The 16310-nt window shown below is 68.4% G+C and carries 15 protein-coding genes; 6 read left to right on the plus strand and 9 right to left on the minus strand.

The window, feature by feature from the left end; translation table 11 throughout:
- The first annotated feature begins 5 nt into the window (after positions 1–5).
- Positions 6–2099 carry a heavy metal translocating P-type ATPase gene (locus ACFCYE_RS02535; RefSeq protein WP_376175981.1) on the plus strand — a complete coding sequence of 698 codons (2094 nt, stop codon included), beginning with the start codon at positions 6–8 and terminating at the stop codon, positions 2097–2099.
- 111 nt (positions 2100–2210) lie between these two features.
- Here ACFCYE_RS02535 and ACFCYE_RS02540 read toward each other — a convergent pair whose 3' ends face one another.
- The gene (locus tag ACFCYE_RS02540; protein WP_376175983.1) at positions 2211–2813 is read right to left on the minus strand and encodes a response regulator; all 603 of its coding nucleotides are present in this window, start codon (positions 2811–2813) and stop codon (positions 2211–2213) included.
- Positions 2810–3985: a sensor histidine kinase gene (locus ACFCYE_RS02545; RefSeq protein WP_376175984.1), complete on the minus strand. Its 1176-nt coding sequence runs from the start codon at positions 3983–3985 to the stop codon at positions 2810–2812. The genes ACFCYE_RS02540 and ACFCYE_RS02545 overlap by 4 nt, the downstream gene beginning before the upstream one ends.
- A gap of 157 nt (positions 3986–4142) precedes the next feature.
- Here ACFCYE_RS02545 and ACFCYE_RS02550 point away from each other — a divergent pair, with 157 nt between their 5' ends.
- Positions 4143–4706, plus strand: coding sequence for a small multidrug efflux protein (locus ACFCYE_RS02550; protein ID WP_376175986.1), 564 nt, complete (start codon positions 4143–4145; stop codon positions 4704–4706).
- Between the two features lies 1 nt (position 4707).
- Here the strand turns inward: ACFCYE_RS02550 and ACFCYE_RS02555 are convergent, their stop codons facing one another.
- On the minus strand, positions 4708–5787 hold the full coding sequence (locus tag ACFCYE_RS02555) for a YbdK family carboxylate-amine ligase (protein ID WP_376175988.1): 1080 nt from the start codon (positions 5785–5787) through the stop codon (positions 4708–4710).
- A 24-nt stretch (positions 5788–5811) separates the two neighbouring features.
- Positions 5812–5985 (minus strand): CsbD family protein, encoded by a 174-nt coding sequence (locus tag ACFCYE_RS02560; protein ID WP_376175990.1) that lies wholly within the window; start codon positions 5983–5985, stop codon positions 5812–5814.
- Positions 5986–6597: 612 nt separating this feature from the next.
- Here ACFCYE_RS02560 and ACFCYE_RS02565 point away from each other — a divergent pair.
- A complete protein-coding gene (locus ACFCYE_RS02565) occupies positions 6598–6804 on the plus strand; it encodes a cold-shock protein (protein ID WP_046014597.1) in 207 nt (68 codons plus the stop codon).
- A 77-nt stretch (positions 6805–6881) separates the two neighbouring features.
- On the opposite strand, the gene ACFCYE_RS02570 is transcribed toward ACFCYE_RS02565, so the two are convergent.
- The 5 genes from ACFCYE_RS02570 to ACFCYE_RS02590 form a co-directional block, all read right to left on the minus strand.
- Positions 6882–7553: an HAD hydrolase-like protein gene (locus tag ACFCYE_RS02570; RefSeq protein ID WP_376175992.1), complete on the minus strand. Its 672-nt coding sequence runs from the start codon at positions 7551–7553 to the stop codon at positions 6882–6884.
- A gap of 23 nt (positions 7554–7576) precedes the next feature.
- The gene (locus ACFCYE_RS02575) at positions 7577–8539 is read right to left on the minus strand and encodes a DUF389 domain-containing protein (RefSeq protein ID WP_376175994.1); all 963 of its coding nucleotides are present in this window, start codon (positions 8537–8539) and stop codon (positions 7577–7579) included.
- A 124-nt stretch (positions 8540–8663) separates the two neighbouring features.
- Positions 8664–9359, minus strand: coding sequence for an endonuclease NucS (nucS, locus tag ACFCYE_RS02580; RefSeq protein WP_376175996.1), 696 nt, complete (start codon positions 9357–9359; stop codon positions 8664–8666).
- Positions 9360–9379: 20 nt separating this feature from the next.
- A complete protein-coding gene (locus ACFCYE_RS02585) occupies positions 9380–10741 on the minus strand; it encodes a serine hydrolase domain-containing protein (protein WP_376175998.1) in 1362 nt (453 codons plus the stop codon).
- A 31-nt stretch (positions 10742–10772) separates the two neighbouring features.
- Positions 10773–11801, minus strand: coding sequence for a LacI family DNA-binding transcriptional regulator (locus ACFCYE_RS02590; RefSeq protein ID WP_376176000.1), 1029 nt, complete (start codon positions 11799–11801; stop codon positions 10773–10775).
- Between the two features lie 172 nt (positions 11802–11973).
- Here ACFCYE_RS02590 and ACFCYE_RS02595 point away from each other — a divergent pair, with 172 nt between their 5' ends.
- Genes ACFCYE_RS02595 through ACFCYE_RS02605 form a run of 3 tightly spaced genes read left to right on the plus strand, consistent with a single transcriptional unit; the run spans position 11974 to position 16255 of the window.
- Complete coding sequence (locus tag ACFCYE_RS02595; RefSeq protein WP_376176002.1) at positions 11974–14340, plus strand: glycoside hydrolase family 3 N-terminal domain-containing protein; 2367 nt, start codon at positions 11974–11976, stop codon at positions 14338–14340.
- Positions 14337–15311: an ABC transporter permease gene (locus tag ACFCYE_RS02600; RefSeq protein ID WP_376176003.1), complete on the plus strand. Its 975-nt coding sequence runs from the start codon at positions 14337–14339 to the stop codon at positions 15309–15311. Before ACFCYE_RS02595 ends, ACFCYE_RS02600 begins: the two co-directional genes overlap by 4 nt.
- Complete coding sequence (locus ACFCYE_RS02605; RefSeq protein WP_376176005.1) at positions 15305–16255, plus strand: carbohydrate ABC transporter permease; 951 nt, start codon at positions 15305–15307, stop codon at positions 16253–16255. The genes ACFCYE_RS02600 and ACFCYE_RS02605 overlap by 7 nt, the downstream gene beginning before the upstream one ends.
- Positions 16256–16310 lie beyond the last annotated feature (55 nt).

Below are 16310 nucleotides of genomic sequence, written 5' to 3' on the forward strand. Positions count from 1 at the left end.
GATCGATGAACGATCCGCACCAGCACCACGCCGGGCATGCGGAGCACGGCGATCACCACGAGTCGGGCGATCCGTCGGGCCATGGGGACCACGGCGGCCACGCCGGCCACGCCGGCCATGGCGACCACGTCGGGCAGTTCCGTCGCCTGTTCTGGATCATGCTCGTCCTGGCGGTTCCGACCGTCGCGCTGTCCGGCATGTTCGCGATGATCCTGGGATACTCGCTCCCCGACCTCCCGGGCCTGACCTGGGTGTCGCCGATCCTCGGCACCGTGATGTACATGTGGGGCGGCCGCCCGTTCCTCACCGGCGCGGTCAGCGAACTGCGCGCACGCACGCCGGGCATGATGCTGCTGATCGGCCTCGCGATCACGGTGGCGTTCCTCGCATCCTGGGGCGCGACCCTCGGCATCCTGCACCATGAGCTCGACTTCTGGTGGGAACTCGCGCTGCTGATCGTCATCATGCTCCTGGGTCACTGGATCGAGATGCGCTCACTCGCCCAGACGACCTCGGCCCTGGACTCGCTCGCGGCGCTCCTTCCCGATGAGGCGGAGCGCGTCGAGGGCGGTGAGATCGTGACGGTCTCCCCCACCGACCTTTTCGTCGGCGATGTCGTCGTCGTGCGCCCGGGCGGAAGCATCCCCGCTGATGGCCGCATCGTCGACGGTCGGGCGGCGATGGACGAGTCCATGATCACGGGCGAATCCCGCACTGTCACGCGCGGTGTCGGTGACGACGTGACCGCCGGCACGGTGGCCACCGACTCCGGCCTGCGCGTCGAGGTGACGGCGACGGGTGATGACACCGCCCTCGCCGGCATCCAGCGCCTGGTCACCGAGGCGCAGAACTCGTCCTCGCGCGCGCAGCGCCTCGCCGACACGGCAGCCGGCTGGCTGTTCTGGTTCGCGCTGGGCGCCGGCATCCTCACGGCTCTCGTCTGGACGCTGGTCGGGATGCCGGATGAAGCCGTGATCCGCACGATCACGGTCCTCGTGATCGCCTGCCCGCACGCGCTGGGACTCGCCATTCCCCTGGTGGTCTCGATCGCCACCGAGCGGGCCGCGCGCGGCGGAGTGCTCGTGAAGGATCGCCTCGCACTGGAGAGCATGCGCACAGTCGACACCGTCCTGTTCGACAAGACCGGAACGCTCACCAAGGGCGAGCCCGTGGTGAGCGAGATCTCGGTCGTCGACGGCGAGGACGCCGATGAGGTCCTGGCGCTGGCCGCCGCCGCGGAGGCCGACAGCGAGCACCCGCTCGCGCGGGCGATCGTCCGCAGCGCCGCCGACCGAGGACTCGCCGTCCCCAGCAGTGCGGATTTCACCTCCTCCCCCGCCGTCGGCGTGACCGCGACCGTGTCAGGCTCGACGGTGCGCGTCGGCGGACCCCATCTGCTCACCGAGGAGGCGGCCGATGAGCTCGCGATCGCGGATGACTGGCGAGCGGACGGAGCGATCATCCTGCACGTCCTGCGCGACGGCGCCGTCGTCGGCGCACTGAAACTCGCCGACGAGGTCCGCCCCGAATCTCGGGACGCCGTGGAGGCGCTGCATGCGCTCGGCATCCAGGTCGTCATGATCACGGGGGATGCCGAAGCCGTCGCCCGCTCGGTCGCCGATGAACTGGGCGTCGACCGGTTCTTCGCCGGCGTGCGCCCGGAGGACAAGGCCGCGACCGTGCAGACTCTCCAGCGCGAGGGCCGCCGCGTCGCGATGGTCGGCGACGGCGTCAACGACGCACCGGCACTTGCGCAGGCCGACGTCGGACTCGCGATCGGCGCCGGGACGGATGTCGCGATCGCCTCGGCGGGAGTCATCCTCGCCAGCGATGATCCTCGGTCCGTGCTGTCGGTGATCGAACTGTCCCGCGCCGCCTACCGCAAGATGAAACAGAACCTGGGGTGGGCCGCCGGGTACAACCTCCTGTCGGTTCCTCTCGCTGCCGGCGTGCTCGCGCCGATCGGGTTCGTGCTGCCGATGTCGGTCGGTGCGATCCTGATGTCGCTGTCGACGATCGTCGTGGCGTTGAACGCACAGCTGCTGCGCCGGCTCGACCTGCGACCGGAAGCATCCGCTCGGGCGGTAGTGGACCGCTGAACCCGACACTCCGTCGGGTACGGATGTCGGAAGGATTCCCGGACGTCGGGGCATCCGCCGTGTGTCCGTCATGCATCCGGACGAGCTTCATGCACCCGGATCGGACCTTCGTCAGATCCAGCCGCGTTCCTCTGCCAGGATGACCGCTTGCTGACGAGTGGCGACGTGGAGCTTGCCCAGCACGGTCGACACGTGGTTGCGCACGGTCCCTGGTGCGAGCGACAAGGCACGTGCGATCTGCCCCGTCGTCTCGCCGCGGCGTCCGGCGCGGAGGACGTCCAGTTCGCGTTCGGTGAGCGGCGACCGCTCGTCGCTGAGCGCATCGGCGGCGACTTCGGGGTCGACGTAGCGCGCGCCGGCGGCGACGCGCCGGATCACCTCGGCGACCTCATCCGCCCCGCGGGATTTGGGCAGGAAGCCGGAGACACCCGACGCCAGCGCTCGCCGCAGCACCCCCGGTCGGGCATGGCGGGTCACGACGATGCACCGCGTCGACACGAGGCGGCTCAGGCGTTCGGCGACCTCGACGCCGTCGAGACCTGGCATCTCCAGATCCAGCAGACAGATGTCCGGGGTGAGGCGGACGGCCTCATCGACGGCCTCGGTGCCGTTCGCGCACTCCGCCACCACCTCGATGTCGTCCTCGAGATTGAGCAGCGCCGCGATCGCCGATCGGATCATCGCCTCGTCATCGGCCACCAGCACACGGATCATCGCGGCGCCTCCGGGACGGTCACGACCACGGCGAACTGTCCTCGTCCACGGTCGACCTCCACGGAACCGCCGGTCTCGGCGGCGCGTCGTGCGATCCCCTCCAGGCCGGACCCGTCGTTGCTCTCGACCGTCGACGCGGCCGCGTCGTTCGCGATCTCGTACCGCCACGCGCCGCCGGCGCGCGTCAGCGAGAGCCGCGCCCACTTCCCCCCACCGTGGCGCAGAACGTTGGTCGTGGTCTCCCGGATCACCGGGCCGAGGACGGATGCCGGGGCGGCATCGGCCTCGGCATCCACGATCGACTCCGCCGGAGTGCCTGCCGCGCGCAGCAGATCCACGGCGTTCGCGATCTCGTCGCGCAGCGGGACGGAACGGAACTGCAGTGCGAGGTCGCGGGTGCCCTGCCGCGCTTCGTCCACACTCGTTCGCGCGAGCCGGATCTGCTCGAGCGCGGCATCGGCGTCCTTCGACATCAGGCGTTCGGCGAGTTCCAGCTGCAGCGCGATGACCTGCAGATGATGCCCCTGCAGGTCGTGCACGTCCGTCGCGACTCGCAGACGTTCCTGCGTGGCGCCGAGGCGCGATTCGGCGGCGCGAGCGCGGTCGAGCGTGATGAGCACGTCCCACCACCACAGCGACAGCACGGACATCGAGGGGAGCATGATCGCGAAGACCGCGAGCGCCCACCAGCTGGACTGGCCGACCGTATCGAACGTCACGGTGCGCTGATCGACGATCCACAGTGCGATCAGGGCGACCGTGGCCGCGACGACAAGACGCACCCGAACGCCACGCGGCCAGTTCAGCAGCATCAACGGCTGCAGGATCGCGTACCCGGCGACGATCCACAATCCGGTCACCAGGCCGGCGACGACTGCGTACAGCACGGCGATGGCGAGCGGGAGCACGATGCGTCGCCACGGGCCGGTGCCGGCCGTATCGTCCCGGTGCCGGTACTGGAGCAGCAGCACGAGCGTCGCGCCCCACCACATCAGTCCCGTCACCAGGACGATGCTGATCGCCCAGACATCGGCGCTGGTCTGCGCGACGGCGACGAAGGTGATGAGGACGAGCGTGAGCTCGAGGAAGACGATGGCCGATGCCGTGTACCACCATGTCGCGGTGATGCCCCGTGCGAGTCGTCGCGCACTGGTGGCGGTTCCGGCATCCATGCGTTCCACACTACGGCCATGACAGTTGTCACCCATCGGACGTGAACCGTACCGGGGAAGCAGTGACGGACCGGCACTTACTCGAATCGTGCGGACGCGATGGACTGATGTCATACCGAGCGGAACCACCGCCCCGGCCCTCAGACAGGAGCAGATCATGAGCCTCATCGAAACCTTCCAGGACCTCGTCGCCCAGGTACCCGAATTCGTTCAGCCGCTCATCATCGCGGCCGCCGGTGCTGTGCCGTTCATCGAGGGAGAGGGTGCAGCGGCGATCGGCATCATCGGCGGCATCCCACCGGTGGTCGCCGCGATCGCAGCCATCATCGGCAACTTCGTGTGCGTCGCGATCCTGGTCCTCATCAGCGCCGGCGCGCGCAACGCCGTCGTGACCAGGCACCGGGCGAAGGTGCAGGCGCGCGAGGCCGTCGCGGTGACCTCATCCGGGACGTCCGTTCCGGTGCACGTCGACGGTGCGCCGGAGGAGAGCGAGCGCAAGGCGGCCCGCCGTGCCAAGTTCCAGCGCGCCCTCGAGCGCTACGGCGTCCCAGGGGTCAGCCTGCTCGGGCCGCTTCTTCTGCCCACCCAGTTCACCGCGACCATGCTCGCCGCCGGCGGCATCGGCAAGGCACGCATCCTCATCTGGCAGGGTATTGCGATCGTGGGCTGGACGACGCTCATCACACTGATCCTCACCGGAGTGATCCACGCCGTCGCGTGATTCATGCCGCGTGCGACGAGTGCCCGGACCTCCCGCCCAGCAGGGCGGCGAGGCCGGGCACTCCGCCTGCGTGCAAAGCGGCGAGCTGGCGATCCGCGCCGGTGCCCTCGGAGCGCACGAAGGCCATCCGCTCGCGGACGAAATCGTCGTCGCCGGCCTCTTCGAGGTGCGGCTGGACGAGCATCAGCAGGTCCTGGATCAGCATCCGCGCGCTGGATGCCTCTCCGGTGACGGGGTCGATGAGGGCCGCATTCAGCCCCTCTCGTGCGGCCATCCACAGCGTGGCGTCGAGGAGATCCGTGTCCAGAGGGAGCACGGCGAGATCGTCTGCGACCAGGATCGCTCGCACCAGCGCGGCCAGGAGCAGCGTGTCTTCGGGGTCCAGCTGCGTGTCGAACACCCGGACCTCGACCGTCGGGTAGTGATCCGACAGCCGTGCCGCCCACGCCAGGGATGCCGCGTCGGGGGACGCGCCCAGGCGGATCAGCTGATCGAGGTGGCGACGGTAGTGCGCGTGATCGCGGAACATCGGCGGGCACCCCATGGTCGGCAGCCGACGCATCATCACCGTCCGCCAGCTGCGGAATCCGGTGACGCGCGAATGCCAGAACGGCGAATTGCCCGCCAGGGACAACAGGGCGGGCAGCCACGGGCGCAGGCGGTTCAGCGCGCGGACCCGTTCCTCGGGGTCCTCGATCTCGACGTGCACGTGGCAGCCGCAGACGTGGTGTCCGCCGGCGATCTCCGCGAGCCAGCGAGCGATCTCGCGGTAGCGGGTCGACGGCGACACGTGCGCGTCGCCCGTACCGAACGGCGTGCTGACCGGACCGAGGATGCAATCCTCTCCTGCGGCGAATTCCGCGGCGGCGGTTCGTGCGGCCGTGAGCTGCGCACGGGCTTCACCGACCGTGTGCAACGGCGAGGTGGCGTACTCCAGCTGGCAGGTGAGGAACTCGCTGGTGAACGCACCGGGGTGTGCGGCATCGGCGAGGGTGCGCTTCGCGCGATCGGCCGCTGCGGCAGGGGCGAGAGAGTCGGGGTCGAGGAAGAAGTACTCTTCCTCGACCCCGAAACGGGTCATGATCGTATCCCTGATCGTTCGGGGTTACTCCTTGACCGCGTCCTTGACGTTCTCGCCGGCCTGCTTGAGGTCGGCCTTCGCCTGCTGGGCACGGCCCTCGGCTTCGAGCTTCTCGTTGTCGGTGACCTTGCCAGCAGCCTCCTTAGCGTGTCCGGCGACCTTGTCGGCGGCGTTCTTCGCCTTGTCATCGATGCCCATGTCATCCTCCTTCGTTCGGAGAACCCACTCTGCGCGACCCGGTCGACGGGGTCGACGGGGTTGACGCCGGGGGTATGAGGCGTTAGCAACTCCCACGGCGTCGTTCCCGACCTTCAGGGGCCGTGAGCCGTGGTCTCGGACCATGGACGCGGCCGCTCATCCTCCCCTATGGTGAAGGCGCATGCGCACCGGGATCGATCGCCTCCGTCTCACCCCAGAAGACGGTTGGTTCTCCCCAGAGCCGGCGATCCGCACATGCGATTGGGTCCCCTCGAGTAGTTCAGTCCCCAATGGGCTACTCGAGGGGGCCGCTATCGAGTCATTTTGCCACGAATTTCGAGATTTGTCCCCCAAATGGGGGACAAGAATCTTGATTTCGGGTTAGGCTGTATCCGACGCACCCTCCGGTCGTCTTCTGGCCCTCATCGCTCCCCCCGCGGTGAGGGCCACTCCATTTCTCCGGTGCCGTCCGCCGCGCTCGCCGCGTGACCCGCATGCAACATTTGGGTTACCTTCTTCGATCTGCCCGTTTCCGACGGCGCCGTGCTCCACTAGCGTTAGCCGTGCCGGGGCACCCCTGCGTCGGCGTCAACACCAGCAGAACGGCAGTACATGAGCACCCAGGGCACGGTCAAGTGGTTCAACTCGGAGAAGGGCTTCGGCTTCATCTCCCCTGACGACGGAGGCGCCGACGTGTTCGCGCACTACTCCGCCATCGAGTCATCCGGCTACCGCTCGCTCGACGAGAACCAGCGCGTCGAGTTCGATGTGGCGCAGGGCCCCAAGGGCCTGCAGGCCGAGAACATTCGCCCCCTCTGAGGCGATTCTTCGCAGGACTCCCCGACCGGGGCGCGGATCCGCGCAACCGGCGGGGAGTTCTGTGCTTCGGGGGCCCGTCAGTTCGTCAGCAGCAGAGCCTGCAGCGCGGCGGCGTCGACGGCTCGGAACGCGGCGGCGTCCCCCTCGGATGATTCGCCGAATCCCCACTCGGCGAAGATGACCGGGATGCCGTACTCGGCCGCGCCCTCGACGTCGTGATGCCGGTCGCCGATGAGCACCGGCTTCGAAGTGTCGGCTCCTGCGGCCCGCAGGCGCTCCAGCGCCCATCCGACGACGTCGGCCTTGCTGTCGCTGCGCCCGATGCTGCCGCTGCGCGCACCGGAGATGGCGGTGAAGAGGGCGAGCAGGTCGTTGTGCTCCAGAATCGCGCGAACCTGATTCTCGGGCTTGGTGCTCGCGGTCGCCTGCGGAATCCCCGCCGCGGCCACTGCGCGGATGACGTCGGGCACACCGGGGTAGATGTCGACCGAGGCCGCGTAGCCGTCGCGCGCGGCGAGCTCGCGGTAGCGGGTCAGCGCATCCTCGGCCTGAACGGCGCTCAGACCGGCGAGCGTCTGGAACGACTCGTACATCGGCGGGCCCACCCAGCGCGACAGCGACGCCGGATCCGGTGCCGGTTCGCCGAAGGACGCCAGCACTTCCAGGAGCCGCGGGAAGATACCGGGAGTCGCATCGGCGATCGTGCCATCGACGTCCCACAGCACGCAGGAATACGGGGAATGGGGCATGCCTCCAGCCTAGAGGCGCGCGCTCACTGCTCCGGTTCGTCGCCCAGGTCGATCCGGTACGCCGGCACGAACTCGATGGCCACATCGTCCGGTGCGACGCCTGCGTCGCGCAGGGCCTGCTCCAGTTCGTCCGTATCCGGCAGCGGCGGCGCTCCGGTGAGCGTGATCTCCGCCTGTCCCCCACTCACCGAGAGGCCGTCGATCTGCCACTCCGCCTCATCGGCCCACGGCTCGGCCACCTGACGGATCTGCGCCTCCATGAGGGCATCCGTCGAGAACCGGACTGAGGTGGTGGCGAGCGGGATCGCGATGATCGCGAGCGACACGATGATCGAGATCAGCGAACGGTACGGGCGCGCCGTGCCGACGGCATCCTCATCGGCGACGCCCTGCCAGCGACCGCGGAACGGGGCGAGGATGATGATGCCGGAGCCGAGGATCGCCGCGACGTTCGTCGCGAACAGCAGCAGCGCACCACCGGCCTCCGACCATGCGCCGGACTCGAGCGTCAACCCGACCACGCTCAGCGGAGGCACGAGCGAGATGGCGATGGCCACTCCCGGCAGAGTGTCCGAGATGTCCTTGCGCACGAGGGCGACCGCTCCGACGACGCCGGTCGCGAGAGCGGCGAGCAGGTCGATGAGGTGCGGTGCGATGCGCCCGGCGACCTGCGAATTGTTCAACGCGATGATCGGTGACGGGACGACGAGTCCGATGACGTAGCCGATCGCCACCGCGGACAGCGCGCCGAGGACGACCAGCGTCCAGCACCGGACGAGATTGCGCCGGCTGCCGAGGACCGTCGCCAGCACGACGCCGAGGATCGGGGTCATGAGGGGAGCGACGATCATCGCTCCGATCACGGTCGCCGTCGAATCGGCGACGACGCCGGCCGCGGCGATGACGCTCGCCAGCACGATCAGCAGCCAGAAGCGCGAGTAGCGTCGGCCTGCCTCCGCCCCCTCGAAGAAGACAGCATCGCGCATCGCCGTCAGTGTGTTCACGAGCCCCTCCCACGGGGTAGCGGAGGATCGCACTCCGACGGCGGAAATCATCCCACCGGCCGCTTCGGGCGCTCGCCCGACTCATCCGATCCGGGCGAGCGCGCGGTCAGAACAGGCGGGGGACGCCCGACTCGATGCCCTTCATGGCCTCGTAGTCCAGCACAAGGCAGCGGATGCCGCGGTCCTCGGCGAGCACCCTCGCCTGGGGCTTGATCTCCTGCGCCGCGAACACGCCCTGGATCGGCGACAGATGAGGGTCGCGGCCGAGGAGCTCGAGATATCGGGTGAGCTGCTCGACGCCGTCGATGTCGCCGCGGCGCTTGATCTCGACCGCGATCGCCGCACCCGCGGCATCCCGCACCATCAGATCGACAGGGCCGATCGCCGTCGGATACTCGCGCCGCACCAGGGTGGCGCCCTCGCTGATGAGCTCGACCTGCTCGGCGAGCAGCCGCTGCAGATCGGCTTCGACGCCGTCCTTCTGCAGACCGGGGTCGATGCCGAGGTCGTGGTTCGTGTCGTGCAGGATCTCGTAGATCTGCACCCGCAGGGCGTCACCGGTCTTCTTGTGGGTCACCCGCCAGACCTCGACGACGCCCGCGGACGACTCCTCGTCGCCGGGAACCTCGGTGGACAGGGAGCACGGGGGGCTCATCCAGTTCAGCGGCTTGTAGCTGCCGCCGTCGGAGTGCACGAGCAGACTGCCGTCGCCCTTGTGCACCAGCAGGCGCGTGGCGAGCGGGAGATGGGCATTGAGCCGACCGGTGTAGTCGACCGAGCAGCGGGCGATGACGAGACGCACCCGACGAGCCTACTTCGTCCTCACGGTGTCGGAGTCCGATGAGCGACCCACTCGGGGACGTGGAGCGTTCCGATGATCGGCCGCCACAGCGGCGTGGTGTGCCACCGCACCTGCAGACCGGCGTCGCCGCGCACCAGGATCACGCGGTGCGCAGACGTCGGCACGACCAGATGCACGAGCACGGATCCGTCCGCCCGGCGCTCGCCGCGCGCCGCGACCACCAACGACGCGTCGCCCTTGCCGAGCGTCGTACGGTGCCATCGGCCGGCATCGACCTGGAGCGTACCGGCGTTCGGGATCGTCAAGAGCCACCGATCGGCGTCCGCATCAGCGAGCGCCCACGCCTCGGCATCCTCAACCGGATCCGTCGGCGCGAGCAGTGCGCGCGCCGGCCAGGAGTCCAGGCTCTGGGCGCCGAGTTCGTCATGCTCCGCTTCCACGGTCGAGTCCGAGAACGCGTCGACGAGGCGCAGCAACGCATCGAGCGTGCGATGGGCCTCGGTCGATGCGCCCTGGTAGGCGATGGCGATGCCGCGCTCCGGCACGACGATGCCGAACTGCCCGTAGGCGCCGTCGAGCCGGTACCCCAGACGGCTGCGCCAGATCTGGTACCCGTATCCGAGTCCCCAGTCGCCCGTCTCGGCATCCGGATCGGCCGGGTCGCGGGTGTCGGACCAGGGTTCGACCGCTTCTTCGATGAAGGAAGCGGGGATCACCTGGCGGCCTGCGAAGCGGCCGCCGTCGGCGAGGCAGATCGTGAGCCTGGCGAGATCGTCGACGCTCAGGTGCAGGCCGGAGAAGCCCTGATCGATGCCGTCGAGCGGGATCCACCACCGCGGCCCGATGCCCAGCGGCTCGAAGAGTCGCGGGCGCAGGTAGCCGGTGAGGGACTCGCCGCTGACCGCAGTGACGATCGCCGAGAGGGCGAAGCTGGCGGGCGAGTTGTACGCGAAATGCGTACCGGGCGCGAACGCACCGGGAACCGTGAGCAGAGATCGGACCGAGAACGGCAACTCGAGAGTCTGCGCGCGGCTGTGCCCCGTATTCATCGTCAGCAGGTGCTTGACGGTGATCCCGTGCGGGTTCGGCTCGTCGAGGTAGCGGTCGACCGGCGCATCGACATCGATCAGGCCGTCCGCGACCAGGAACCCGATGGCGATCGCGGTGAACGTCTTCGAGACCGAGTACACCAGAGCCGGTGCGTCGGAGCTCCACGGCTCCCATGCGCCGCGGAACAGCACGTGACCGTGGCGGGCGATGAGCAGTGCGTGCGGGTCGAGCCCGCCCGCTTCGAGCTCGTCGATCAGGCGGCGCACGTCGGTCGGGCGCAGCCCATGCGCCTCGGGTGCGGCGGTGGGCAACACGGTGGTGTCGGTGGGCATCTTCGCTCCCAGAGGTCGGTGTCTCGGCGGATCAGACGGTGGCCGGTGGCGCCGTCGAGTCTCGCACGACGAGTTCGGTCATCAGGTCGACGCGCGTCGAACTCGGCGCGCGCCCGTCGGCGAGGGTGAGCAGCATCTGAGCGGCCAGGCCGCCCATCGCCCGCAGCGGCTGGTTGACGGTGGTCAGCGGCGGGTTCAACCACTGCGTGATCGGGAGATCGTCGTAACCGACGATCGAGAGATCCTCGGGGATGCGCAGTCCGTGCTCGCGGGCCGCCCGTGCGATGCCGAGCGCGACGTAGTCGGAGCCGGCGAAGATCGCTGTCGGACGATCGGGGCGCGCCAGCACTTCCATCGCATGGTGGAACCCTGAACCCGCCGCGAACTCGCCCCAGCGGATGAGGCTCGGATCCCACGGCAGGCCGGCCTCGTCGTGCGCGCTGCGGAACCCGTCGACGCGGGCGCGCGAGCAGAGCACGTCCGACGGGCCCATGATCACCCCGATGCGGCGATGACCCAGCCCGATGAGGTGCTGGGTCGCGACGAGTCCGCCGTTCCAGTTGTTCGACCCGACGGTCGGCACATCGGTGGGCGGGTTGCCCTGTGTGTCGAGGACGACGAACGGAATCGACCGCGAGTGCAGCTGGTGACGCTGGGTCTCGTCGAGGCCGGAGAGCACCAGCAGCACGCCGAGGGGCCGGCGAGCCATCACATCGTCGATCCATTCCTGCGGAGGGCGGTGCGAGCCGCCGAGGCCGGAGAGCACGACGCCGACGCGCTCGGGACCGCAGACGCGCTCGACTCCGTTGATGATCTCCTGCGCCCACAGGTTCTCGCCCTCGTGGAACACGAGATCGAGCAGCCTCGGCCCACTCGCCTTCACCCCTGCGGCGCGGGAGCTCACGGGCTTGCGGTACTCGTGGCGCGACAACGCCTCCTCGATCCGCAGGCGCGTCGCCTCGGCGACATCGACTCTGCCGTTGAGCACCTTCGACACGGTCGGCACCGAGACGCCGACCTCTGCGGCGATGTCGGCGATGGTTGCGCGTGCCTTGACCATGATGTCCCCTCGAAACTATCGGCAAGCGTAGTCGTACGAGGAGGCGCTTGTCACCCAGGACTGCCTGGCAGAAAGTGGGGATTGACGGAGACGACAACAAACTCTACGGTCGGACCTAGCCATTCTTTCGAATGTCACACCGATACTTTCGAGTCACGAAGAAGTGAGACGCATGATCGATCCATCCCCGATGACGCGGGTGACCGGTGCCTGGCACGACCGGACGCTTCCGGCCGACCAGCGCGCACGGGCCCTCGTCGCCGAGATGACCCTGAACGAGAAGACGAGCCAGCTCGTCGGGCTCTGGGTCGTCGCCGACGTCTCCGGGGGCGACGTCGCTCCGTTCCAGAGCGAGATGAGCGATGCCGGCATCACCTTCGACGACGTGATCGAGGAAGGGCTCGGCCAGCTCGTCCGCCCGTTCGGTTCCGACCCGATCGAGCCGGCCAGGGGAGCCGAGTCGCTGGCGCGAGCGCAGCGTCGGATCATGGCGTCCAATCGTTTCGGCATTCCCGCGCAGGTCCACGAGGAGTGCCTGGCCGGCTTCGCGGCGTGGCAGGCCACCGCGTACCCCGTGCCGCTGTCGTGGGGTGCGTCGTTCGATCCCGTGCTCGTCGAGGAGATGGCGGCGCAGATCGGCGCCTCCCTGCGCTCCGCCGGCATCCATCAGGGTCTCGCCCCCGTTCTCGATGTCGTGCGCGACTACCGCTGGGGGCGCGTCGAGGAGACGATCGGCGAGGACCCGTATCTGATCGGCGCCGTCGGTGCGGCCTACGTCCGCGGAATCGAATCGGCGGATGTCGTCGCCACCCTCAAGCACTTCGCGGGTTACTCCGGATCCCGTGCGGCCCGCAATCACGCCCCCGTGTCCGCGGGGCCGCGCGAGATGGCCGATGTCTTCCACCCGCCGTTCCTGACGGCGCTTCGCGAGGGAGGCGCCCGTTCGGTCATGAACTCGTACGCGGAGGTCGACGGTGTACCGGCCGCAGCGGATCGCTCGGTGCTCACCGAACTGCTCCGCGATGACTGGGGCTTCGACGGCGTCGTCGTCGCGGACTACTTCGCCGTCGCGTTCCTGCGCACTCTGCATCGCGTCGCCGAGACCGACGGAGAGGCCGCGGCGCTGGCGCTCGCCGCAGGCATCGATGTCGAGCTCCCGTCCGTCTTCGCCTACGGCGATCCGCTGCGGGATGCCGTGCGCACCGGTCTGATCGATGAAGCGCTCGTCGACCGCGCCGCGGTCCGTGTGCTCACGCAGAAGGCCGAACTCGGCCTCCTCGATGAGGACTGGACACCGGATGCCGATGGCGACCTGTCCTTCGACACGGCCGAGCAGCGCGACACCGCGCTCCGGCTGGCCCGCGAGAGCGTGGTGCTGCTCGCCAACGACTCCGGCATCCTCCCGCTGGCCCCGACCTCCCGCGTCGCACTCGTCGGACCGCTCGCCGACGATCCGTTCGGGATGCTGGGCTGCTATTCGTTCCCCCTGCACGTCGGCGTGCGCCACCCCGATGTGCCGGTCGGCATCGACATCTCCACCGTCCGGACAGCACTGGCCAGTGCACACGGCGGGGCGCTCTCGCACGCGATCGGCTGCGACGTCATGCGGCCGGGACGTGGCGGCTTCGACGAGGCGGTGGCGGCCGCCCGCCAGGCGGACGTCGCGATCGTCGCCGTGGGCGACCGGGCAGGGCTCTTCGGCAAGGGCACGTCGGGCGAGGGCTGCGATGCCGCCGACCTGCGACTCCCTGGTGAGCAGCACGCGCTCGTCGAAGCGGTGCTCGCGACCGGCACGCCGACCGTCGTGCTCGTGCTGTCGGGGCGACCGTATGCGCTCGGCGCATTCGCCGACCGTGCGGCGGCCATCGTGCAGACCTTCTTCCCCGGCCAGCTCGGCGGCCAGGCGATCGCCGAGGTCCTGACCGGGGCGACCAACCCTTCGGGCCACCTTCCCGTCGGCATCCCGCGGCTTGCCGGATCCCAACCGTCGACCTATCTCGCCCCGCCGCTCGGCCGCAAGGATGCCCCGTCGAACATCGACCCGACCCCGCTGTTCCCGTTCGGGCACGGCGAGTCCTACGGGTCTCTCACGTGGGGCGATGTCTCGTGTGAGGACACGGAATGGGCCGTCGACGGTGAGGTGACGCTCACGCTCGATCTCTCGAACGAATCCGACCGTGTCGTCTCCGACGTCGTCCAGCTCTACCTGCATGACGTCGCGGCCCAGGTCACCCGGCCGGTCTCCCAGCTGCTCGGATTCCAGCGCGTCACGATGGCTCCCGGTGATCGCGTGCAGGTGACCTTCACCGTGCACGCCGATCTCACGTCCTTCACCGGGCTGAGCGGCGAACGGATCGTCGAGCCGGGGGCCGTCGAACTGCAGGTGGCGCGTTCCAGTGCCGACGTGCATCGTTCGCTCCCCCTGAAGCTGGTGGGTCCGACGCGACCGGTCGACTCCACGCGCGTGCTGCTGAGCACGAGCAGGATCGCCGAGCCGGTCACGGCCGAAGCCGTCGACGCGGAGCGGAGGAACGGATGACCGAGACGAGAGCAGTCATCACCGAGACGACCGGGCGGCGGTGGTGGCGACGGAGCAAGAGCACCAGCAGCCTCACCTGGCGCAAGGCGCTGACCCGCGACTGGCGCCTCTACACGTTCCTGGTCCTGCCGCTGGTGTTCCTGCTGATCTTCCGGTACATCCCGATGGTCGGCAACATCATCGCGTTCCGCCGATTCCGCCCAGGCGGATCGATCCTCGGCGATGAGTGGGTCGGTTTCTACTACTTCGAGGCGTTCATCAACAACGCGCAGTTCTGGCAGGTGTTCTGGAACACCGTGATCCTGGGCACCATCACGCTGCTGATCTGCTTCCCGTTGCCGATCGTCCTCGCGCTCATGTTGAACGAGCTGCGCTCACGCCGGTTCAAGCGCATCGTGCAGACGATCTCGTACCTTCCGCACTTCATGTCGATCGTGATCGTGGCCGGACTCGTGCTGCAGCTGACCTCGCTGACCGGCACGATCAACCAGATCATCGATGCGTTCGGCGGGGATGCCATCCCATTCATGCAGCGACCGGAATGGTTCCGCACCATATATGTGTCGTCCGAGGCATGGCAGACGGTCGGATGGGGCACGATCCTCTATCTCGCGGCCCTCACGACCATCGACGACCAGCTCTACGAGGCCGCCCGCATCGACGGCGCGAACCGCTGGCAGCAGACCTGGCACATCACGCTTCCCGGCATCCGTCCCACGATGATGGTGCTGCTCATCCTGAACATCGGCTCGTTCATGGCCGTCGGCTTCGAGAAGGTGCTGCTCCTGCAGAACCCGCTCATCTATTCCACGGCCGATGTGATCTCCACGTATCTGTACCGCGTCGGCATCCAATCCGCGCAGTTCTCCTACGCCACTGCGATCGGCCTCTTCGAGGCAGTGATCGGCCTCACGCTCGTGCTGGGCGCGAACTTCATCTCCCGTCGATTGGTGGGTACCTCGCTATGGTGACCGAAATCACGCCCGCGGCAGACGTTCTGCCGCCCAAGCCCGACATCGCCGAGGTCAGGCCGGAGCACGGCATCATCAAGGAGTCGGTCGGATACCGCACGTTCCGCGTCGTGAACGCGGTCGCGCTGATCCTGATCTGCGTGGTGACGCTGTATCCGTTCATCAACCTCGTCGCGAAGGCCTTCTCCTCCGAGGGCTACATCGCCGCCGGCCAGGTGAACCTCATCCCGGTCGGCTTCAACCTCGAGACGTTCAAGGCGGTGATGGGCGACGAGCTGTTCTGGACCAACTACGGCAACACCGTGCTCTACACGGTCGTCGCGACGATCATCTCGATGTTCCTGACGACGACGTACGCCTATGCGATCAGCCGTCCGAACCTGAAGGGGCGCACGTTCTTCGTCGGCATCGCGGTGTTCACGATGTTCTTCGGCGGCGGCTTGATTCCGAACTACATCCTCGTCGCGAGCTGGCTCGGGTGGCGCAACAGCATCTGGGCGGTCGTCGTCCCAGGGGCGCTGAGCGTATTCAACCTGCTGGTGATGAAGTCGTTCTTCGAGAACTTCCCCACCGAGCTCGAAGAGGCGGCGGAGATCGACGGGCTGTCCACGTACGGCGTCTTCTTCCGCATCGTCCTGCCGCTGTCGAAGGCCGTGCTGGCGACGATGACGCTGTTCTACGCCGTCGCGATGTGGAACTCGTGGTTCGGGGCGTTCCTGTACCTCGACGACAAGGACCTGTTCCCGGTCACCGTGTACCTGCGGAACCTGATCGCCTCCGCCACGGGCGCTCCCGAGATGGCGGTCGCCGGCGAGGCGGCGCAGGTCGCCTCGAACATCCAGGCCGTGACCATGCTGCTCACGGTGCTGCCCATCGTCTGTCTGTACCCGTTCATCCAGCGCTACTTCGTTTCCGGCGTGATGCTCGGCTCCGTCAAGGGCTGATCGCCACCTCCCCCACCACCCTGCGTCGAACGACGACGTTCCACACGAATCACAG

The organism is Microbacterium sp. NPDC056234 (assembly GCF_042267585.1).
GTDB lineage: Bacteria > Actinomycetota > Actinomycetes > Actinomycetales > Microbacteriaceae > Microbacterium.